Annotated in this window: 14 protein-coding genes; 6 read left to right on the top strand and 8 right to left on the bottom strand. The window is 41.8% G+C overall.

Annotated elements, in window-relative coordinates; genetic code table 11:
- The gene (locus P2W73_RS15255; RefSeq protein ID WP_276502933.1) at positions 1–1,095 is read left to right on the top strand and encodes a metallophosphoesterase; all 1,095 of its coding nucleotides are present in this window, start codon (positions 1–3) and stop codon (positions 1,093–1,095) included.
- A gap of 37 nt (positions 1,096–1,132) precedes the next feature.
- Here P2W73_RS15255 and P2W73_RS15250 read toward each other — a convergent pair whose 3' ends face one another.
- The 4 genes from P2W73_RS15250 to P2W73_RS15235 all read right to left on the bottom strand — a co-directional run bounded on the left by P2W73_RS15250 (position 1,133) and on the right by P2W73_RS15235 (position 6,444).
- Positions 1,133–3,094 (bottom strand): M1 family metallopeptidase, encoded by a 1,962-nt coding sequence (locus tag P2W73_RS15250; RefSeq protein ID WP_276502932.1) that lies wholly within the window; start codon positions 3,092–3,094, stop codon positions 1,133–1,135.
- A gap of 260 nt (positions 3,095–3,354) precedes the next feature.
- Positions 3,355–4,101: a nucleotidyltransferase family protein gene (locus tag P2W73_RS15245; protein WP_276502931.1), complete on the bottom strand. Its 747-nt coding sequence runs from the start codon at positions 4,099–4,101 to the stop codon at positions 3,355–3,357.
- 1 nt (position 4,102) lies between these two features.
- Positions 4,103–4,924: a hypothetical protein gene (locus P2W73_RS15240; RefSeq protein WP_276502930.1), complete on the bottom strand. Its 822-nt coding sequence runs from the start codon at positions 4,922–4,924 to the stop codon at positions 4,103–4,105.
- The gene (locus P2W73_RS15235; RefSeq protein ID WP_276502929.1) at positions 4,924–6,444 is read right to left on the bottom strand and encodes a RapZ C-terminal domain-containing protein; all 1,521 of its coding nucleotides are present in this window, start codon (positions 6,442–6,444) and stop codon (positions 4,924–4,926) included. The genes P2W73_RS15240 and P2W73_RS15235 overlap by 1 nt, the downstream gene beginning before the upstream one ends.
- A gap of 193 nt (positions 6,445–6,637) precedes the next feature.
- On the opposite strand from P2W73_RS15235, the gene P2W73_RS15230 reads away from it, so the two are divergent.
- The 3 genes from P2W73_RS15230 to P2W73_RS15220 all read left to right on the top strand — a co-directional run bounded on the left by P2W73_RS15230 (position 6,638) and on the right by P2W73_RS15220 (position 15,043).
- A complete protein-coding gene (locus tag P2W73_RS15230) occupies positions 6,638–10,051 on the top strand; it encodes a methylmalonyl-CoA mutase family protein (protein WP_276502928.1) in 3,414 nt (1,137 codons plus the stop codon).
- A 247-nt stretch (positions 10,052–10,298) separates the two neighbouring features.
- The gene (locus tag P2W73_RS15225) at positions 10,299–13,571 is read left to right on the top strand and encodes a SusC/RagA family TonB-linked outer membrane protein (RefSeq protein ID WP_276502927.1); all 3,273 of its coding nucleotides are present in this window, start codon (positions 10,299–10,301) and stop codon (positions 13,569–13,571) included.
- Positions 13,572–13,609: 38 nt separating this feature from the next.
- Positions 13,610–15,043: a SusD/RagB family nutrient-binding outer membrane lipoprotein gene (locus P2W73_RS15220; protein WP_276502926.1), complete on the top strand. Its 1,434-nt coding sequence runs from the start codon at positions 13,610–13,612 to the stop codon at positions 15,041–15,043.
- A gap of 185 nt (positions 15,044–15,228) precedes the next feature.
- Here P2W73_RS15220 and P2W73_RS15215 read toward each other — a convergent pair whose 3' ends face one another.
- Entirely contained in the window at positions 15,229–16,083 is an 855-nt protein-coding gene (locus tag P2W73_RS15215) for an outer membrane beta-barrel protein (RefSeq protein ID WP_276502925.1), read from the bottom strand.
- 161 nt (positions 16,084–16,244) lie between these two features.
- Here P2W73_RS15215 and P2W73_RS15210 point away from each other — a divergent pair, with 161 nt between their 5' ends.
- Both P2W73_RS15210 and P2W73_RS15205 read left to right on the top strand, forming a co-directional pair.
- The gene (locus tag P2W73_RS15210) at positions 16,245–17,528 is read left to right on the top strand and encodes an NfeD family protein (protein WP_276502924.1); all 1,284 of its coding nucleotides are present in this window, start codon (positions 16,245–16,247) and stop codon (positions 17,526–17,528) included.
- Between the two features lie 10 nt (positions 17,529–17,538).
- On the top strand, positions 17,539–18,303 hold the full coding sequence (locus P2W73_RS15205; RefSeq protein WP_276502923.1) for a slipin family protein: 765 nt from the start codon (positions 17,539–17,541) through the stop codon (positions 18,301–18,303).
- Positions 18,304–18,321: 18 nt separating this feature from the next.
- On the opposite strand, the gene P2W73_RS15200 is transcribed toward P2W73_RS15205, so the two are convergent.
- From P2W73_RS15200 to P2W73_RS15190, 3 genes are all read right to left on the bottom strand, one after another.
- Positions 18,322–19,476 carry a right-handed parallel beta-helix repeat-containing protein gene (locus tag P2W73_RS15200; protein ID WP_276502922.1) on the bottom strand — a complete coding sequence of 385 codons (1,155 nt, stop codon included), beginning with the start codon at positions 19,474–19,476 and terminating at the stop codon, positions 18,322–18,324.
- A 380-nt stretch (positions 19,477–19,856) separates the two neighbouring features.
- Positions 19,857–22,301 (bottom strand): outer membrane beta-barrel protein, encoded by a 2,445-nt coding sequence (locus P2W73_RS15195; protein WP_276502921.1) that lies wholly within the window; start codon positions 22,299–22,301, stop codon positions 19,857–19,859.
- 271 nt (positions 22,302–22,572) lie between these two features.
- A partial coding sequence (locus tag P2W73_RS15190) for a hypothetical protein (protein WP_276502920.1) occupies positions 22,573–22,760 on the bottom strand: 188 nt, incomplete at its 5' end.

Raw genomic sequence — 22,760 nt, 5'->3', positions numbered from 1 at the left:
ATGCGAAAATTTCTGCGATATCTTTTGTTAAGACCCGTTCGGTGGGCAACGCAGAAATTTTCTTCGCGGCCAGAACGTGAACGGGTATTTAAAGCTCTTGACAAATTATATGCAGACATCGCAACGCATCCTGGTAGAAAAGGACCGGGCATTTCTTTCAATCAATTTGACGGAAAGGTTATCATTTTCTCCGATCAGCACAAAGGCGGCAGGGATGGAGCGGATGATTTTGTATTAGCAGAGAAAAATTACCTCGCAGCGTTAGACTATTATAACCAAGAGGGATTTTTCTTTGTTACGCTGGGAGATAGCGAAGAGCTTTGGGAAAATATGCTGGGTAAAGTAAAAGACAGCTATCCCGAAACGTTTGAGGCGGAGAAAAAATTTGTTGCAAGAAAATCTTTCGTAAAAGTGTTTGGCAACCATGATTTATACTGGGAAAATGACCCTTTTGCCTGGTGGCAATTGAAGAAGATCTATAATGAAGAAGTAAAAATTTATGAAGGTTTAGTACTGGAAGTAAAGATTGGTGAAACGCCTTTTCATATCTTTTGTACACGCGGTCACCAGGGCGATGCCCAAAGCGATGGTAACTGGTTCAGTAAATTTTTTGTAGCGAGAATTTGGGCTCCATTCCAGGCTTACCTGCGCATTAACCCTAACACGGCTGCTTATAATAATGAAACGAAAACCCTGCACAATGAGATCATGTATGAATGGTCAGCGAGGCAGAAAGATCTTTTGCTGATAACAGGACATACGCATCAGCCGGTTTTTTTATCCCTTACACATATCGAACGTTTATATAAGCAATTGCAATATGCGTTAAAACAAAATGATACAACCAGGATAAGCGAACTGCAAAGTGAAATAAAGAAAAGAGAATTGGAGTTCTCCGCTGTATCGGTTGATTACCTGCAAATGAAGCCCTCTTATTTCAACAGCGGCTGTTGTTGTTTTATTGATGGCGATATCACGGGCATTGAAATTGAAAGCGGGTATATCCGGCTGATCAAATGGAAGAAGCATAATGATAGCCCACAGCGAGAGGTGTTGGAAGAAATTTCGTTGCAAGAATTGGCGACGGCTTTATGATATTAAAAACCCCGGCTTCTGACCGGGGTTTCATTTATTAAAATGCTTTCTTCCATTTATTATTATCTCTATTCCAATCCGGTAATTTTTTATCGGGATCTAAAACCACTTCTTTTATTTCGCTGGTTGTAGGAACGCCAAATGTCCATTGCGGTCCACGTTGCCAAACTTCTACCGGTAAATCAAGTTTATGTTCTTTACCATTCGCTTCCTTGACCAACACTGTTACCGGCATAGGCATTTTCTCAAGATTCTCCAATGTTATGGTTGCTCCGTTCTCCGGGATGTTTTTTACGTACTTCACTTCTTTTACAGATTGGTCCAGCTTCCAGGTGTTCAGCACCCAGGCCCGCCAAAACCAGCCCAGGTCTTCTCCTGCTACATTTTCCATAGTATGAAAGAAATCCCAGGGTGTTGGATGTTTGAAGGCCCAACGGCTTACGTATTCTCTAAATGCCGCATCAAAGCGTTCAGGAGTTAATACCACTTCACGCAATGCATGCAACATCATGGAGGGTTTCATATAGGCTGCCACGCCGAGGTTTTCCTGTTGTATCACATCGGGAGTTGTATACAAGCCATCCATTTTATCACCAAATGTATACTTGATCATAAAGGATGAGGAGGGGTCTTCAAAAAAACTTTGTTGCTTAAACTCTCCTTTGTTGAACGCTTCCGTTGACAGGTCATTGATAAACGTATTAAAGCCTTCATCCATCCAGGCATATTTTCTTTCATTGCTACCCACGATCATCGGGAACCAGGTATGACCAAACTCGTGATCGGTAACACCCCATAATCCCGTGCCTGTTGAAGTATAGCTACAAAAAACAATACCCGGGTATTCCATGCCTCCTACAATGCCAGCTACATTGGTTGCGGCCGGGTAAGGAAACTCAAACCATTTATTCGAATAATGTTCAATAGAGCCTTTTACCATTTCAGTCGACCTGCGCCAGTCATTTCCTTTTTTATCCTTTGTACTTTCAACCGGGTAGGCACTGATCGCTAAACATTTTTTCCCGCTTGGCAGGTTGATCTTTGCCGCATCCAAAATAAATGCTTTGGATGCACCCCAGGCCACGTCTCTTGCATTTTGAATTTTAAACTTCCAGGTTATATTTCCTTTTTTTGCCGGTGCTTTTTTATCAGTAATATCTTTTTCGCTGCGAACGGTAACTGTTTTGTCACTTGTCTTTGCTTCGTTGTATTTTTTTAATTGGTCGGCCGCAAAGCAATCCTGGGGATTCAGTAATTCACCGGAACCAACCACTATCAGGTCGGATGGCGCGGTGATATAGTATTCAAAATCGCCATACTCCAGATAAAACTCTCCCGCACCAAGATAGGGCAGCACATTCCAGCCTTGTATATCATCATAGACCGCAAGCCGGGGAAACCATTGCGCTACTTCATATACCCAGCCATATTTTGTGTTCAATCTTCCCATGCGGTCCGTTCCATATTCAGGCACTGTAAAATTAAATTTGATGTTGAGTTTTGTTTTTCCTCCTGATGCCTTTAATGGCTCCTGCAGCCAAACCTGCATTCGGGTATCAGTGACCATATATTTTGCTGCATAGGATTTGCCGCCTGTTTCTACGCCTACTGATTTAATTACATCTCCTTCGGTGAAAGCACCGTTGGCCCAGCGGCCGCCCGCTTCCGTAGTAGTAGCGGAGCCACGTGAATCTTTCTTGTAGATATTTTGATCCAGTTGCAACCATAAAAATTTCAGGTTGTCCGGGCTATTATTGATGTAGGTAATTTCTACCTCACCACTGACGCCGTGAGTGGCTGTATCCAATGTGCAATTGATCTTATAATCAGCACGGTTTTGCCAATACTTAGGGCCCGGTTCACCGCTGGCACTACGAAAATCATTGCCGGGGTAAGGATAAAATTGGGGATTGAAAGCCTCTTTTGCATTATAATTTGATTGTGCAAAAGAGCTGATCGTTGTCATCAGCACAACGATACAAATAGCAAGTTTCTTCATTTCAAAAATTTTTATACAAGGGCGAAAGATAGAAAAAATGGTTGCACACGGGTGAATGTTAACCAGCTATTTAGGAATATTTATAGGAAAAATGATAAACGGCTGATTTTACGATGCCTGCTGTCGCAAAATTCTGAACTATTGGTATCACGGCAGCCTAAAATTGCCGGTTTATAATTTGCCACGGATGCACGGATTTGAAATATATTTTCCGTGAATCCGTGGCCATTAAAATTCGCAAAAATAAAATTGGCTTATCACTAGGGAAATAAGGACTCTGCTTTGGCGATACTGTCCGTTTTACCAACATCTACAAATTTGTCGCCGGTGTGATCATAGCCGAGTATGGTATGTTCTTTTGCCAGTTCAAGATATACATCAGTCAGTGAAAATTTTCCGGTGAACGGCATCAGCCTGAAAACATCGTATTCAAAAACGACTACGCAGCTATAAGCTTTTTGAACCAGGTTGGGTTTGTCAATAGAAATGCGTCGCTCACCAGTGGTATTGTTAATCCAACCACAAAGCCGACCGGTTTCATCAAATAAAAAATTGCGGGAGGTTTTTCTGTCGGTTACTCCAAATGAGATCAGGGGTTGATGTTTTTCATGAAATGCAATTAAATCATGCAGGTTGAGATCTGTAAGAATATCAGCATTGCAGGTAATAAATTTTTCACCGGGGGTAAACAAGTCTTTTGCTTTTAATAAACCGCCGCCTGTTTCTAATACTTCGCTGGTTTCATCACTGATAATGATATTGCTACCCCAGCCATCATTTGTTTGAATGGCGTCAATGATCTGGTCAGCAAAATGATGAACGTTTACAATAACATTGGTAATGCCGTATTTCGCCAAATACTCAATATTATGTTGCAATAACGGTTTGCCATTTATCGGGGCCAATGCTTTAGGATGGCTGTCTGTCCAGGGTTTGAATCGGGTGCCGAGGCCTGCGCTAAAAATCATGGCACCCCCAAGCACATTGCTATTTTTTGTATTACGCATTCTATAGTTTATCCAGTTTTGCCAGCCAGGCGGGAACTGGTACTCTTGTTTTAGATATGGTTATCCTGTCAATTCCCTTTTTTATTTTTTCTACAGATAACTTTAACCGGTTCTTTTTTCCTTTCAATACCAATTCCATGTTAGCCTTTGGTTTCGTCCGAATCTCTTTATTAGTAACCGTGATATTAAAAAACCACCAGTAAGCCTCAAGCGAAGAAAGCCTTCCAAATCTCCATTTGTATTCCTTCTGCTCGGCTTTATCCAGAAGTGAAAAATAAATATCTGAACCTGTTTTGTTTTTTATCGGAAGATTGGTGATCCGGAACTGATATTTACTATTTTGTCTCTGATTAATAGTTGTCTCCTGTAAAACTCCTCTTTTTTTTGCATGTGTTATTGCGGCTCGAATCGTTGATATTTCAAGACCATCCCGTTTCACCACATCCAGCAAGCCATCAGCAATTGCTTTTAAAAAAAGTTGTTCCTTTTCTTCTTCAGATGCACCAAGCAATTTTTTGAGTGGTAATACTGCAATGCCAAAGCGATACCATTTTTCTAGTTCAAATGCCCGTTTAAGAGCTTCTCGCTTTGTTTCACCAATTGAAATATAAATATGAGAGTAACCGGGGCAGTGGAATCTTTTTTTCTGAAGAAATTCCAAAACAATGTCGGAAAACGATAGAAGATACCAAAGTGGTTTGGGTAAATCATAAGTGAAATACAAACGAAGATCTAACAAAGGCTTGCCTGTATTCTTCTTTTTAAAATCCTCTTTTCTCTTTTCGAGGGTTATCTTACGAATTTTGTTATTGCTACCACCCATCAGGATTTTGTTTCAGGTAAAGGGTTTTGCCAGTTTTTTGCTTCCTGTTCTCTATGAATAAGTTCAATCTTTACTTTAAATTTATTTCTTAGGTGCCTTGCCAATGCATCGGCGGCATACACACTGCGGTGTTGACCACCGGTACAACCAAAGCTTACCGAAAGACTTTCGAAATCACGTTTGATATAATCTGCCACCGAGATATCTACAATATCAAAGACACTATTGAGAAACTCCGTCATTTTTGTTTGCTGTTCCAGGTAGTCTTTTACTGCTTTGTCTCGTCCGGTCTGTACTTTCATACTTTCAATACGGCCCGGATTCAGGATGCCACGGCAATCAAAAACAAAGCCTCCGCCATTACCACTGTCATCTGGTGGAACGCCATTGCGGTAAGAAAAACTTTTTATTTTAACAACCAACGGCGTTTTTTCCGTTGCCTGTACGGGAGTGAATTGTTCAATGATCTCATCCGCCACACATAGATTCAACACCTTGCTGAACTCTGGTACCACAATGCCCAGGCTTTGATGCTGAAAAAATTCTTTCAAATTTTTCAAGGCCAGAGGAATGCTGGTAAGAAATTGCGCCTTGCGTTCGAATAAGCCGCGGAAGCCATATGCTCCCAACACCTGCAATAACCGGATTAACACATAGCCGTTATACTGGTTTTGAAAAATATTCCGGTTTACACTTTGACCGATCGTGTCTTCAAAAGCATCAATATAGTCTTCCAGCAAATTATACTTCCACTCATCCGGTAAATTGGCCCTTGCCTGCCAAAGCATACTGGCCACATCATATTGCGGCGCACCTTTCATACCACCCTGGTAGTCGATAAAATGGACGGAGGCGCCGCGGTTAGTGTCACCACTATTGCCGATGTTCGTGTCTTCACGAACATCATCTTTCACCATGATGTTCCGGCTTTGAAAATCACGGAACATAAAATATTTATATTCTGTATGTGTCAGGTAATTACTTAAAGCTTCAAAATCATCGATGAGTTTTTGTTTATCATAAGGCTTTCGCAAAGCATCCAAAAAATAATATTTGAAATACAAAAGGTCAGCCATGATAGCCTGCTTGCCAAACTCCTTGTTGGTAAGGCATTGATCGTAGTCCAGTCCCTGGTCTCCCTTTACCTGCAACCTGGCCAGCTCTTCCAGGCTTTTTTTAAACAGATCATATACTGGCGGAGTAAAACCACCGGCTTCCAGCTTGTTTAGTAAAGACACATCGCCAAAATCTTCCTGCAGGTAAAATTGTTTGTCATCGCTGATAGCTAATATCTCCGGGGTTGCCAGTTTTTGTTCGCCAAACTTTTCGGAGAAATAAAAAAAGGTTTCGTTTTCCTTAATATTAGCGCCATAGGTACCAATTACGGAAAATCCATCTTTATCATAGAGCCGAAAATACCGGCGTTCACTTCCAGACTGTGGCAGTACGTCTAAGGAAACAGGAGCTGTTCCTTTCCATTTTATATAGAGGTCGCGGATGGCTTCAGTAAGATTTTGCATGGGGACAAATGTAAGTATAGTTGACAGATGACAGATGATGATTGATAGGAGAAAAGGAAGCCGTGAGCAATGATCCTGTAATAAGAGTTGGTTGAGTCTGTCATCACTAAGCTGTAAACTGTCATCTTTTTCCTGACACTAACGGTCATTAGCTTTTTACAATTACATTTGCAACGAGTAACGTTGCCTATCTATGAGTTATACGCCTGTAAATAAAGTTCGTATCGTCACTGCCGCTTCCCTTTTTGATGGTCATGATGCTGCTATTAATATCATGCGGCGAATTATGCAAAGCAAGGGTGTGGAGATCATTCACCTGGGTCATAATCGTAGTGTAAAGGAAATCGTAGAAACGGCGATTGAAGAAGATGTTCAGGGTATTGCCGTCACCAGCTACCAGGGCGGCCACGTGGAGTTTTTTAAATACATGAAAGACCTGCTTGAAGAAAGTGGTTGCGGTCATATCAAAATATTTGGCGGTGGTGGCGGAACCATTTTACCGGCTGAAATACAAGAGCTGCATAACTATGGTATTGCAAAAATTTATAGTCCAGATGATGGCAGAAAGATGGGGTTGGAAGGAATGATAGAGGATGTGATTGCCTCCCTAAATCCCTCCGGAGGAGGGACTTTAGAAACCTCAAAGTACAATGGTTCGTTACCGTTAGATGAAGTAAAGGATGTTCGCAGAATAGCAAGAGCAATAACATTGGCAGAAGCCAACTGCAATTATTCTTCGATAATTAAAGAACTCCAACAACAGTCGGAGTCTAAGAACCCCCCTTCGGGGGGCAGGGGGGCTGTCCTCGGCATCACCGGTACTGGCGGCGCCGGCAAATCTTCCGTAACCGATGAAATCGTTCGCCGATTTCTTCAAAATTTCACCACTAAAACTATCGCTGTCATTTCTGTAGATCCATCCAAGAAAAAAACAGGGGGTGCATTGCTGGGCGACAGGATAAGAATGAATGCTATTTCTCATCCAAGGGCCTATATGCGCAGTCTTGCTACAAGGGATGATAATACTGCTTTAAGTGGTGCAGTGCAGGATGCAATAGATATATGCAAAGACGCAGGATTTGATTTTATTATACTGGAGTCTGCAGGTGTAGGGCAAAGCGATGCTTCTATTTTAGATTATTGTGATGTTAGTATGTATGTGATGACACCGGAATATGGCGCCGCATCGCAACTGGAAAAAATCAACATGCTCGATTATGCCGATCTTGTTTGCTTAAACAAATTTGATAAAGCCGGTGCATTGGATGCATTGGCAGATGTGAAAAAACAATACAAGCGCAATCATGGTTTATGGACGGCAAAGGATGAGGAATTACCAATCATCGGTACGATGGCCAGCAAGTTCAATGATGATGGCGTAAATCATTTGTTTGAATTATTACTGAAAAAAATTGAAGCCAAAACTGGCGTCACCTTTGGTGAATTTCATTTTTCGGAGACGGCAAAAGTTTCGCAGGCTATTATTCCATCCAACAGGACAAGATACCTGAGTGAGATCAGTGAGAACAACCGCAACTACGATCAATTAGTAAAAGACCAGGCTGCTATTGCTACTAAACTTTATCAACTTCAGGGTGCTTTAGAGATTTTGCGACAATCGGGCTCTAAAGCCCTCTCCTTTGGAGAGGGTTTGGGTGAGGTCCTTCAACAGCAAATCGATTTCTACACCGATCTATTGACACCGGTAAGTCGCAAGCTTCTTTTTAACTGGCCGGAGAAAGTAAAAGAATACCAGAAAGATTTTTATGAATACACAGTGCGGGATAAAGTGATCAAACAGGCGATGACTACCCAAAGTCTTAGTGGCACGAGAATTCCCAAAGTAGTTCTTCCTAAATACAAAGATTGGGGCGACCTGCTTCGCTGGCAGGCCCAGGAAAATGTACCCGGTCACTTTCCTTTTACAGCCGGTGTATTTCCATTGAAAAGAGAAGGTGAGGATCCGACAAGAATGTTTGCCGGCGAAGGTGGTCCCGAAAGAACCAATCGACGTTTTCATTACGTTTCCGTGGATCAGCCCGCCAAACGGTTATCAACAGCGTTTGATAGTGTGACCTTGTATGGCGAAGACCCTGACCATCGCCCTGATATTTATGGAAAAGTGGGTAACAGCGGAGTAAGTATTGCAACTGTTGACGATGCAAAAAAATTATACAGTGGTTTTGACCTGTGCGACCCTAAGACTTCAGTTAGTATGACCATTAATGGTCCTGCGCCTATGTTATTGGCTTTCTTTTTAAATGCAGCGATAGATCAGCAGTGCGAAAAAAAGATCGTTGAGTTGGGTTTGGAAAAAGATTTGGAAAGAATCATAAACGAGAAATATAAAGCTCAGCCCGCGCCTGTTTATAATAATCCATCATTCCCGGGTGAATTGCCAAATGGTAACAACGGGCTTGGCTTAAAATTGTTAGGATTATCGGGTGATGAAGTTTTGCCCGCTGAGATTTATGAGCAATGCAAACAGGTTGCATTGCAGCAGGTAAGGGGAACAGTGCAAGCTGATATTCTGAAAGAAGACCAGGCACAAAACACCTGTATATTCTCAACGGAGTTTGCGTTGAAACTAATGGGTGATGTACAGGAATATTTTATCGAAAATAAAGTGAGAAATTTCTACAGCGTTAGTATCTCTGGCTATCATATTGCTGAAGCCGGCGCCAATCCTATTACCCAACTGGCATTTACACTGGCCAATGGTTTTACGTATGTAGAATATTACCTGAGCAGGGGTATGAATATCGATGACTTCGCACCCAATCTATCTTTCTTTTTCAGCAACGGCATGGATCCCGAGTACAGTGTTATTGGCAGAGTTGCACGACGTATCTGGGCAAAGGCAATGAAATATAAATACAAGGCAAACAAGCGCAGCCAGATGTTGAAATATCATATTCAGACATCCGGCAGAAGCTTACATGCGCAGGAAATTGATTTCAACGATATCAGAACGACCCTGCAGGCATTATATGCCATTTATGATAACTGTAATTCACTTCACACGAATGCTTACGATGAAGCGATCACAACACCCACGGAAGAAAGTGTGCGACGTGCAATGGCGATACAATTAATCATTAATCGTGAATTGGGAACCGCCAAAAATGAAAACCCCACCCAGGGATCTTTTCTGATCGAGGAATTAACTGATTTGGTGGAAGAAGCTGTCTTGACAGAATTTGACAGGCTTACTGAAAGAGGTGGCGTATTAGGAGCGATGGAAAGAATGTATCAACGCAATAAGATCCAGGAAGAGAGCCTTCATTACGAGCATCAAAAACACACCGGCGAATTACCCCTGATCGGTGTGAATACCTTTCTCAATAAAAAAGGCAGCCCCACTATTATACCGGGAGAAGTAATACGAAGCACTACGGAAGAGAAGGAGCAACAGATAAAAGCCCTGAAGGCATTTTGGAAGCGAAATGAGGCTAAGAGTGAAAATGAGTTAAAACGATTAAAAGAGACCGCGATTAATAATGGCAATCTTTTTGCTCAACTAATGGAAACAGTGAAGTATTGCTCGTTAGGACAAATAACTCATGCTCTTTACGAAGTAGGCGGGCAGTATCGCAGAAATATGTAAAAAATAACCTGATTTTATTACGTATCTGATATTCCGATCGGTTGGTTGCGGGATTTTGCGGCCAAAAACCTTGCAAAAATTATTCTTTTGAGGGCCATCAATAAGACTAGGTTATTGATGACAGTCAACTTTTTTTTACAATTTGTTAATGAACAGTTAACTTAAGTTGGTTTAGGTTAAGGATTACCTTTTCCTAAAACCAACTGTTTAACTAAAAATTTTTCATTAAACAATCACTAACATGCACATGAGAAAACTTCTTACGATGTTTCCTTTGCTACTGCTTTGCTGCAACCTTTTGCTGGCACAACAGAAGCAATTCACAGGAAAAATTACAGACAAGAATGGTCAGCCCATTCCCAATGCTTCCATTCGAATTAAGGGAACCAACCAGGGTACCACAGCCGGCGCAGACGGATCATTTATTATCAATGCCAATCCCGGTGATGTAATAGAAATTTCCGGCGTTGGACTAGGCGTCATAAGCCAAAAACTAGGAACGACTACTGACTTGGGTGCACTGACCATGGATCTCAAAGAAACTGCCCTTGACGAGGTTGTCGTTACCGCATTCGGTATTAAGAGAGAGAAAAAAGCTTTAGGTTACGCTGTTCAGGAAGTAAAAGGTGACGACCTGACTATCGCAAAAGCCACTGACGTGAGTTCATCACTGGCCGGTAAAGTTGCTGGTGTAAAACTTATAGGCTCACCAAGTTCAACCTTTGATAATGCAGATGTAATTATAAGGGGTGTAACAGGATTGGGTTTGAACCCGCCAATATTTGTGGTCGATGGAACCGTCACAGATCAATCAGCGGTTATTATGGATAACGTGGAAAGTTTATCCGTATTGAAAGGACCGGCAGCTACCGCTTTATATGGTCAAAGAGCCGCTAATGGTGTTGTAGTGATCACTACAAAGAAAGGAAGCCGCAGGAAAAGCAGTAGCATCGAGGTAAATCTTGGTGTTACAACCGAATCACTTTCTATAATCCCACCGTATCAAAACGAGTATGCTGGTGGGTATACTTCCGCAGCTGCTACAAAGGGAAGTATCTATGATGACCAGGGCTATTATTTATTTAAATACAACGATACAAGACATCCAATTGAATGGAAGGCTTTCGACGGACAAAGAATGCTGGAGTATGGGGCCGATGAAAGTTGGGGTCCAAAAATCGACGGCTCAATGTATCGCCCCTATTATAGCTGGTATCCAGGCGCTGATTGGGCAAAGCTTGTTCCATTAACACCTCAACCCGATAACGTAAAAGATTTTTTCCAGGCCGGTAGAAATTTGAACAATTCAGTGGCTCTTTCGAGTGGTGCTGAAAATTATAATTTCCGCTTGACCTATGCTAATCAAAACAGAACGCTGATAATTCCGGGAGCGAAAAGAGATCAACATCAATTAGGTATCAATGGATCATTTGATATCAGCAATAGGATTACAATATCATCCGACGTGTCCTATACCACACGTTACACGAAAGGTCAGCCGTTGGAAGGATATCGCTTGGATGGATTAAACGTTACCCAGAATTTTAACCAATGGTTCCAGCGTCAGTTAGACATGAAGAAAATGAAACAATACCGTAACGAAGATGGCAGCCTGAATTCCTGGAATATTGGCGATCCTAATGGATCAAGTGACTTATCTGTATACGGCCAACCTCAGTATTGGGACAATCCTTATTTTGTTATCAAAGAGAATTTTGGAACACAAAAACACAGCCGAATTGTAGGAAATGTTGGTTTGACGATAAAGATTACTAAAAATCTGAGTCTGCAATCCTATGCTCGAATGAACCAGTACAGTAATGAAAATGACTACCGAATTGCTACCGGGGGGTTGCAACAAGATGGTTATGAGATTACCCAAAATCAATTCAAAGAAATGAACTATGAAACCAACCTATTGTACAAAAATAGGTTTGGAGACTTTAGTGTTGATGGTATGGTAGGAGCTAATCGACGCCAGGATTTTTTTAGTCAGTTATATATGGCTACGCAAGGTGGCTTAAGTTCCCCAAATTATTTTGATATTTCGGCTTCTGTTGCCCGTCCCATTACCACTCACCCTACCATTCCTGGTTATCAAAAGAAGAGGGTAAACAGTGTTTATGGAAAAGCGTCTTTTGGATTCAGGGATATGATTTTTGTTGAAGGTACTTTGCGTAATGACTGGTCTTCAGCATTGCCAGCTTCTAAAAACTCTTACATCTATCCTTCTATAAGCACCAGCTTTATTTTTACAGAGTTATTAAAAAGTAGCTCAACTTCATCCTGGTTGACTTATGGAAAAGTTAGAGCTTCTTACGCCTCAGTAGGATCTGACATTGCTCCTCATAGCCTTGATATTGCGCTTAACAATGGATCATTTTATGGATCTAACTCGTCTGTTGCTGTTGGCAACCAATTCAGGGATGCTGAAAATTTACGTCCTGCTCTGACAAAGGCGTGGGAGGTTGGTACAGAATTAAGGCTCTTCAACAGGGTGGGAATAGATGTTGCCCTTTATGAAAATAACAACACAGACCAGATTATTCCGCTGGATGTGTCGTCTGCCAGCGGATTTAGCACAGCATTGGTTAATGCCGGAAATATTGTAAGTAAAGGTGTTGAAATTACTCTTTCCGGAACACCAATAAAGGGAGGCAGTTTTACATGGGACATTACAGCAAACTGGTCAAAGAACAGTAACAAAGTAAAAGAACTGGTACCTGGGCTGAATACATATTTGTATGCTACCAACAGGTATGATACAAGATTAGAACACCAGGTTGGTGGTGAATGGGGTACCTATGTCGGCCGTAAATGGAGAACCGATGACCAAGGACGTGTTTTAATTAATTATGCAAAAAATGCAACTACAGGAATCGAAAGTTCTACTGGTTTACCAGAGTATGATATCAATCAAAAAATTGGACAAGTGCTACCTGAGTGGACCGGAGGTTTATTTAATACCTTACGCTATAAGGCATTTGACCTGGCGTTTTCAATAGATTTCCAAAAAGGAGGCCTGTTTTATTCTGAGACAAGAAACTTTAATAGCGGTACAGGCTTATCAGAAGAAACCGTTGGTGTTAATGACAAAGGTCATGATTGGAGAGATTATCCCGGAACTTACACATTTGCAGGTGGCAATACGGGTAACGGTGGTATTCGTATAGATGGAGTATTTAATGATGGTAAAGGAACACCTAATAACCGTTATTTACCTGCAAGAAGTTTTTGGTACACCGCCCGTCAGCGTGATGCCCGCGAGGTATTGTTGGACGCTTCGTATGTGAAATTAAGAGAAGTTCGTCTTGGTTACACTTTTCCTCAATCATTTGTTGCTAAAACAAAAATTGCAAAGTCGGCCAACTTTGGAATCATGGTGCAAAATGCCTGGCTTATTTGGGCTACAACCAAGAAGTACGGTGTAGATCCATCAGAGCTGGAAGTATTTTATCGTGAAGGTGGCCAGTTGTCTGCAACAAGGCAGATAGGCGCCAACCTCCGTGTTACATTTTAATTAAAGGAAAGACTATTGTGTTAAAAAACTAATTAGATATGAAAAAAATATTCATCATAGTAGCGGCTTGCGGTTTGTTGCTGAGTTGTAATAAATTCAAGGATATAAATGTTTCGCCAACCCAGTTAACCTCTGCTTCTACAAAAGGGCTATTGACAAACTCCTTACAGCAAATCCCAATTTTAACCATGGGTAATGATGCGGCAGGCAGATTAGGGGCATTATATGTTCAACACCTTTCCGAAGGTCCTTACCCTGCCTCTTCATTGTATTCAGACAGAAATTTAAATTTTGCTGCCTGGTATACCGGACCCCTGTACAATTTGCAAACCATTATTAATTACAATAATGATGATAAGGCTGAAGCAGCAAATAATGGAAGCAAGGATAACCAGATAGCCGTAGCCAGAATTTTAAAAGCGTATTACTATTTGTTGATGACTGATAAGTGGGGAGATATTCCTTATAGCGAAGCTTTGCAGGGTAATCAGGCTTTTTCGCCTAAATATGATAAACAGCAGGACATTTATACAGCTTTGTTTAAAGAGTTAACAGAAGCTGTGGCTCAAATCAAAGAAAATGAAGCAGCAGTGGTAGGGGATATATTGTTAAATGGGGATATGGCTGCCTGGAAACGGTTTGCTAATACTCAGCGTATGATTATGGCTTTGCGTTTGTCTGAGGTTGATCCTACAAAGGGCAAGGCAGAATATGCTGCAGCAATAGCCGCTGGGGTAATCAGCTCAAATGCACAAAATATCTCGTACAAATTTTTATCGTCAGATCCTAACAATTATAATCCCTGGTATAACAACTATACGGTTAGTTTACGGAATGATTATGCAATCAGCAAAACGTTGACTGATTACATGTCGCCAAAAAACGATCCGCGTTTACCAGTTTATGGGGAAGTGTTAGCGGGGTCCGTGGTAGGACTACAGTATGGACGTAACCAGGCAGTGAATATCCCTGCCGTTTATAGCAGGATCGGCAATTATTTCCGCGGGGCAGGTTCAAGCATGCCAATATTCAACTACGCCCAGGTTTTATTTGGCCAGGCGGAGGCGGCAAAAATTGGGTATACGGCTGGCGGCGATGTAGAAGCAGAATTAAAATACCTGGAGGCAATCAAGGCATCCTGGGAACAACATGGCGTTTTTGATGCAGCGAAGTATGCTACCTACGTAGCATTGCCTGAAGTTGCATACACACCTGCTGATGGACTTAAAAAGATAATTACTGAAAAATGGGTTCATGGCTATTTAAATAGCTGGGAGGTTTGGAGTGATTGGAGAAGGACCGGCTTTCCTGTTCTAACTCCTGCTGTGGACGCTACTGATGCACGGGGTATACCCTTGCGTATCGGTTATCCGGCAAATGAATCTGCGTTGAATGGTGATCATTATAAAGAAGCGGTTACCAATCTCGGTGGCAAGGATGATAATTATGCTAAAATGTGGTGGGTGAAATAATTTGAAGAAGCTTTATAAGAAAAGGGTCGTCATCGTTGACGGCCCTTTTCTTTGCTTTAGGATGGCAAACAAAAGGGCAATCTTTTGGAGCAGGATAAATGAATTCCTTTGACGATGGAACATGCATTTTTTACAAGCAAAAATTTGATTGGAAAGACTTATTACTCGTCTATAAACGATAATAGTTAATACCTTGTCGCCGGGCAACCCACTTTTTTTGATCGTTTGCCACCGGGCAAACCTGCAATCTGTTTATACTTATCAAAAAAGTAACGCACTGTATAGGTAACAGCAACATAATAATAACCATCCTTATTTTTAGGTTTACCTCTTAACAAATCTGGCGAAGGATAAGGGCCTGCACCTACTTCATCACCCCGGTAAGCCAGGTCCACGGCTTGCTGCCCTTTTGCTGTGAGTAATTTGCTTTGATCCACATAGTTTCCGCTTACATCATCCAGGTGATCGGTAAAAAGTTTGCGATAGCCCAATTCAAGACCCAGTCGCATATCTTCATTCAACGAGTATTCTGCGCCAACTCCAAACGGCAGATTGAATTGCCATAGTTTATATTCTTTAACTCCCGGCAGGAAACCTTGCCCTTCTGTGCTTAGTGGTTTTAAAAAGGCCTTGCTTCCGTTGGTATCTTTTGTATAAGGGTTAAAATGAAAAAGCCCAATGCCGGCAAATACATAGGGTGTCCACCATTTGTCATTAAGGCTAAAAAAACTATACTGGCCGGTTAGTTCCCAATCAAAAATTTTGGATTTGAAATTGAGATTGCGTTGCTGCATGGTGGCCGTTCCTTTTTTATCGTCAGCCTGCAAGCCAGTAAGACTAAGGTAGCTGCGGACCATCACATGCTCTGAAAGATCATAACGGGCGCCTAATGAAAAAAACAATTTTGCCTGGGAGAGAGAAACTGAGCTTTTTTTGAGATCGCCCTGGTAATTGGCAATACCCAGTCGTCCTGAAAAATGGAAATTTTGAGCAGCAGACAAAAGTGGCAGAAAAACAAAAGCAAGTAGTAGTTTTTTCATTGGTATAGAGTTAACAGACAATTCCGCTTCATCAACGTTTTTTTATCCTTTTTATTTTTCCATCGATTCAATTAAATCGCTAATGATCAGATGTCTGGGGAATTGAGTAAATTACAGTAGATCTTTTCAGCCGGATCGTCATTTCATTGACCAGGATTTGTATGAAGCCTATTCTACGATATGGTTTGTTTTTGTTGCTTTTTCCCACTGCAACTTTTTCGCAAAAGGTTATTTCCCTTAAAATTGACGGTTCTATCAATCCGGTAACCGCTGCTTTTATTCATGATGGCATTGAAAAAGCAAAGGCGGAAAAAGCCGAATGCCTGGTTATTCACCTGAATACACCGGGTGGTTTGTTAAAATCCACCCGGGTGATCGTCCAGGATATGCTTGATTCTCCGGTACCGGTAATAGTTTATGTTTCACCTGCCGGTGCACATGCGGGTTCGGCAGGTGTGTTCATAACCCTGGCAGCACATGTTGCAGCTATGACGCCGGGAACTAATATTGGGGCTGCCCACCCGGTAGCCCTGCAGGCGGTCATGGACAGTACAATGAATGAAAAGGCTACTAATGATGCCGCAGCCTTTATTCGAACTATAGCGGAAAAAAGAAAACGCAACCTGCAATGGGCGGAAGAAGCAGTGCGTAATAGTGTTTCCATTACAGAAACAGAGGCCATTAAAAACCAGGTGATCGATATTATTGCCGTAGATGAAAAAGATCTGCTGCAACAGGTTGATGGAAAAACAGTGCAGCTGAATACAGGGACTCATGTGTTAAACACGAAGAATGCAACAACCGAGTCGTACAAAATGAGTTTTATCGAAAAGCTGTTGGATATTATCAGTGATCCAAATATTGCTTATATCCTTTTATTGGTGGGTATGTACGGGATTATGTTTGAACTGTACAATCCCGGCGCTGTTCTGCCGGGAATCGTTGGTGTTATCAGCATTATTCTTGCTTTCTATTCCATGCACTCACTTCCGGTAAACTATGCGGGAGTGGCGTTGATCATTTTTGCTGTTATTCTTTTTCTCCTGGAGATTAAAATAGTAAGTCATGGCTTGTTGGCCATTGGTGGCGTTATTTCGTTGCTGCTTGGCTCCATGATGCTGATCCGGTCAGGATCACCTTTGGAGATTGCGAGGATATCCCGCGGCCTGATCATTGCAGCCACCACGGTTTCGGCTGCCTTCTTTTTATTTATTGTAGGTGCAGGAATTAGAGCCCAGCGACAAAAAACAACAACCGGAAAAGAAGCAATGGTTGGGTATGTCGGGGAAGTAATTGAATTGCTTAATCCCACAGGAACTATATTGGTACAAGGAGAAATATGGAATGCTGAATCACTTTCGGGTGAAATCGCTAAGGGGGAAAAAGTAAAGGTGAAGGAACTAAAGAATCTCAAGCTGTATGTAGAGCCGATCGCAAAAACTTAAATTAATTTATATGCAACAATTCCCTGTAGCAACAGTCGCTATCATTTTGTTTGTGGTTTTTATTCTTGCCAGTGCCATACGGATATTAAGAGAGTATGAGCGGGGCGTTATTTTCAGGTTGGGTCGTTTAATTAGCGGTGGAGGTGTAAAAGGTCCGGGATTGATTTTATTGATACCGGTGATTGATAAAATGGTGAAAGTTAGTTTACGAACTGTAGTACTGGATGTGCCGCCGCAGGATGTGATCACGCAGGATAATGTTTCCATCAAAGTAAATGCGGTTGTTTATTTCCGGGTGATAGAACCGCAAAAAGCGATTGTACAGGTCGAAAATTTTTTAGCCGCCACTTCCCAAATATCTCAAACCACATTAAGAAGTGTGTTGGGCCAATCAGAATTGGATGACCTGCTTTCACAACGGGAAAAAATAAATCATAAACTGCAGCAAATCATTGACACCAATACAGAACCCTGGGGTGTAAAAGTGACGAACGTAGAAGTGAAACAAATCGATTTGCCACAGGAAATGCAAAGAGCAATGGCCAAGCAAGCCGAAGCAGAACGGGAACGACGGTCAAAGGTTATTGCAGCCGAAGGTGAGTTCCAGGCTTCACAAAGGTTGGCTGATGCCGCAAAAGTGCTGGCTGACCAACCCAGTGCTTTAACATTACGTTACCTGCAAACACTGAGAGAAATTGCGACAGAAAATAATTCTACTACCATCTTTCCCATTCCGATCGATTTGTTGAGGCCCTTTTTGAAAACGGGTCAATAAGCCCTGTAAAAATGATCTTTATTTTTTGCCCCTGATAAGTAACAATTCTTCGGCGCTGACAAAATCAATGAGCCTTGCAGGCAGTTGTAACTCCTCCAGCGACAGCGTAAACCTGTTACTTTCAACGCCCCTGACTGTGCCGCAATTCTTTTCAATAAAGAGGTTGTTTATTTCCACCTCACCATTTTTGCCCGACGTGTAATTAATGTTGTTATTAGCAATTTCAATATCATTACAATCTGCGCCTGCCTGCGCCCAGGCATAGATCCCAACATTGGTGAATTTTTGTGGCCGGGCAAATATTTTATTATTACGGATGATGATATTGCTTCCGCCTGAAGCAGCTATACCATATTGCCCCGGATCTACCAATATGTTGTTTTCAACAATGATATTTCCACCTCCGTTATCACCCGTCATGATGCCACCGCCCGATTCGGATGGGCCACCACCCCTGAAGATATTATTGCGTATAAGAATAGGACTTTCCGGTGTTCCTTTCGATTTGAAAATGCTGATGAGATCTTCGGGATTGGATTCCCCCGGCCAGCATTCCCCTTTATTATTTTCAATCACATTGCCGCCGCCGGTGCAGGAATTAAATTGAACATACTGAGCCCTCGGGTGAGGCCCTTTGACATTGATGAATTGATTGTTGCGGATGACAATGCCGCCTGTGGTATTGTAAGAATACACACAGGATTTGTTATTGGCAAACAGGTTCTTTTCTATCGTTATGTTGCTGCCTTTTTCAATGCTGATGGCCTCTTCTTTACTTTTTCCGAAGTAGCAATTGCGAATGATGACATTCGTACAATTTATCAATACAAGATTGTTACCGGATGGATTAGTGAACTGAACATTTTCAATAATAAGATTTGAAACGTTCTTGTAGGTTGTAGGAGTCGAATGTGGTAAAGACAGGTAGGCTGTTTTTTCCGAAACTTGTATTGTTGGTTCAGCCTGCTGCGCGGCCTTTTTATACGAATGAATTTCTTCAACGATAGTTTGTTGATGAAGGGAATCGGTTTTGATTACCCGGATTTGCGTGTCCTTGTTCTCCCCAATCGTAATAAACTTATCTGTTGTCGCCGATGAGTCATTTGCCTGATCTGTAGCAGAACCACAGGCAAACGCAAATGCCATACCTAAGAATAATGGAATATATCGCATGAAGATGTCTTACCCCGATGATTAATGATAATGTGTGCCAAATTACCGTTTTAATTCTTACATACAATACCCAGGTAAATGTTCAGATGTTAAGAGTTAATGTGCATTAAATCAGCATATTCATTCTTTATCATTGTTGTCTGGCTAACTTAGTTAACTCTTTGCGTGTCAAAACCTCACCCCCAACCATAAAGAGTTTCAAAGGAATCGATAAAATTTATTCGGACAATAAAATAATCGTTCCGTCAGGAACGACTCGTGGGTTGAAAAAATGCGAGACAAAGAATAACGTTCCATCGGAACGTTTGGTGCTTTCAGGTAGTTACACACGATGCCCCCGGTGGGCAAAAAAAATCGGTGCATTACATAAAAACAAAAACTTAGTTCACATTGCCTACACGTTGCATTTCATCGCTTGCACCCCCGGAAGATCTTTTGTTCGATTTGAAACTTTTGCCAAAACGGTAAACAAAACCCAACGTGCAAACCCGGCTGTCACGTTGTAGTTTAAAATACTCATCAGCCCGTTCAAAATGTGTGAGACCTTCCATCGCCTGTGTATAGAAAATATCTCTCACCGTTAAACGAATGGTACCCTTATTTTTCCAAACCTGCTTCGCTATGCCTGCCGCTACCTGTCCGGTCGGTTCTAAAATTTCCTGGATATCATTTTGATTTTTGGTGATATAAAAACCGGAAAGTTCTGCAGACCAGTTTTTCTTAAAACGAAACTGGTTATTGATATTAAAATTCATTTGGCCGATGGAAGCGACGTAGTCATTCCATAACACACCTTCAATCCGCTTGTGATTGAACAGGGCCATAGCCGTAAATGACCACCAGTTAAGTGGAGAAAAATTGGCACTGACAGAGGCACTGATATTTCTCATCCGGTTAAAATTGCCTTCTGTGTAAATAACCGTGCCGTTACTGTTGGCGATAAATAGCTGCGAGAAATAATCATTGGTTATGCTATAGCCAACAGTTGTAGTCAGCATATTTTTATAAACATGAGAGAGCTCGGTGTTCCAGGTATACTGTGGCCTTATCAATGAATTGCCCCGCTGGTAAGTGTATTTATTGATGATAAAGAGAAAAGGATTTAATTTTTGAAAAGCCGGCCGGTCTATTCTTCTTCCCACACTTAGCATAAACTGGTTCGACGAATCGGCGTCAACATTGATGGAAGCAGAAGGGAAAAGACTATTATAATTCCTGGAAAAAGCTGAATCTTTTTGCTGGCTGTTGCCTAGTTGGTTGGCTTTATAATTGGTGAGCTCATACCGAAGCCCTGCCTGCAACGTCCAACGGTCTGTCTTTTTTTCGGCATTGCTGTATACGGCATGAATATTTTCGGTGTAGAGAAAATGATTTGTTTTACCCAGGTCCTCTTTCCACTGCGTACCATCTTTGTAAAAATAAGCTGCCGTATTATCCGTCGAAATATGAGAAGTCTTTATACCTGTTTGCAATTTTAGGCTGTTGGGTAGTTGTGCAGTGTGATCAGCTTTGAACGAAACAATATCAATCAGCGAGGGGAGATCTCCTTTGAAAGCTTCTTCATAACCACCCGGTTCATCCAAATTGTTTTGAAATGCCTGGTGAGTGTTAATATCATATTTCAGCAAATCAATATCCGCCGTCAATTCTTGTTTAGCCGAAAATGAATGCCGGAAATTAAAATTGCCCGCCAGGTTTTTCCAACTGTTTTTACTGGAATTAGTGGTCTGTATTACGGAATCAGTTGTTCCCTGTGCATCTTTCCAGATGGCCGTGTTATTGCCTCTCCCATTCCGCCAAGATTTGATACCGGTAAGCGATAAACCAATGGCTGTTTTGTTGTTTACAGCATAATCTATACCGGTACGAACGGTGTGATTCCGGCTTTCATTTGTAAACCAGGATGGCTGATCCAATAGTGCTTCTATCGTTTTCCCGTCTGGCTTATAATAGCTGCGAAGGGCATACATGTCAGTGAATCCCTTGTTCGCATTCATGCTATAAGTAAGAAAAAAATTCCATTTGCCATTTCGATAGTTCATCAAAGCGCTGTTATTACTTTTATAATAACGTCCCTGGCCGTAGGCAAGACTGACATTCCCGTTAAATCCCTTTTGCCTATTCTTTTTTGTGCGGATATTGATGATGCCGGCATTGCCTGCGGCATCATATTGCGCCGATGGATTGGTAATTAATTCAATCGTCTCCACCTGGTTTGAGCTCATGCTGTTCAGCATGTTCACCAGGTCAGTACCGGACAAATAGGCCGGTTTATTATCGATCATGATCAATATGCCCGATCTTCCTTTGAGGCTGATATTACCATCTTTGTCGACCGTCACACCCGGAGATTTTTCCAGCACTTCCATGGCCGTTGTGCCTGCATTGGTGATAGCCGCTTCTACGTTGATAATTGTTTTACCGGGTAATTGCTGGATAAAAGGTTTTTTGGACAAAACTGTTACTCCCTGCAGGTGAGTGTTTGCCGGGTAAAGCACAATCGCCGCCAATCGTTCATTTGATTCATCGGCAGATACCTGAACCGGTGATGAATAGTGTGTTCCGTAATTCACCGAGCTTACACGCAATAAATAAACACCTGCAGCTACTTGTTGAAATGAGGCAAGTCCTGATGTGTCGGTAATGGCGGCTTTTATCAAAACAGAATCCTTACTGCGCAAAAGCTCAACCGTTGCATCAGCAACAGGCAGCTGTTTGTCGTTAACAACCGGAACTAATAATTTATCAATGCCAGGCTGTGCAGGCTGAGCAAGCAAGACGGTTGATAAGCTGAATACTAAAAAAAATAAAAGGACTTTTTGCATGTATCGTTTATAAACCGGAAAAGATAATGGAAGCGGCGGAGCGGGAAATATTTTTTCTTTCAACGGTTTAATAAGCAGATGAAGAGTGATCTTTTATTGAGGTCATTCTTTTTTTTACATCGGCGGAGCAATGCGTCTCCGCCATAGCAGGAGGTTTAATCAGCAAGGGCTTAATGAAGCTCCTCCGAACAAACCCATTAAAGGTTTCTGCCATTATTGAATGGAACTTCATTTAAGCCAGCCCGGCTGTGTGTTGCCGGGTAAACCTATTTCAGGACGAGACAATATGCAGCCGATTGTTCATCCGTCGCCCCGCCATATTGCCAATGCAATGTTGTACTAAACCTTCGGTAGTTTGTGAAGCCTCTGATAAAGTCAGAGGCTTTTGTTTTGCAAGATTATTCATTGTAAAAATATTCAAATGCAAAACAAACAAACTACCGGCCTGCGTTGCAAGGC

This window comes from Terrimonas pollutisoli (genome assembly GCF_029360765.1).
Classification (GTDB): Bacteria; Bacteroidota; Bacteroidia; order Chitinophagales; family Chitinophagaceae; genus Terrimonas_B; species Terrimonas_B pollutisoli.
Note: the sequence above shows the minus strand (reverse complement) of the source record. Positions and strands in the feature narration are given on the sequence as shown.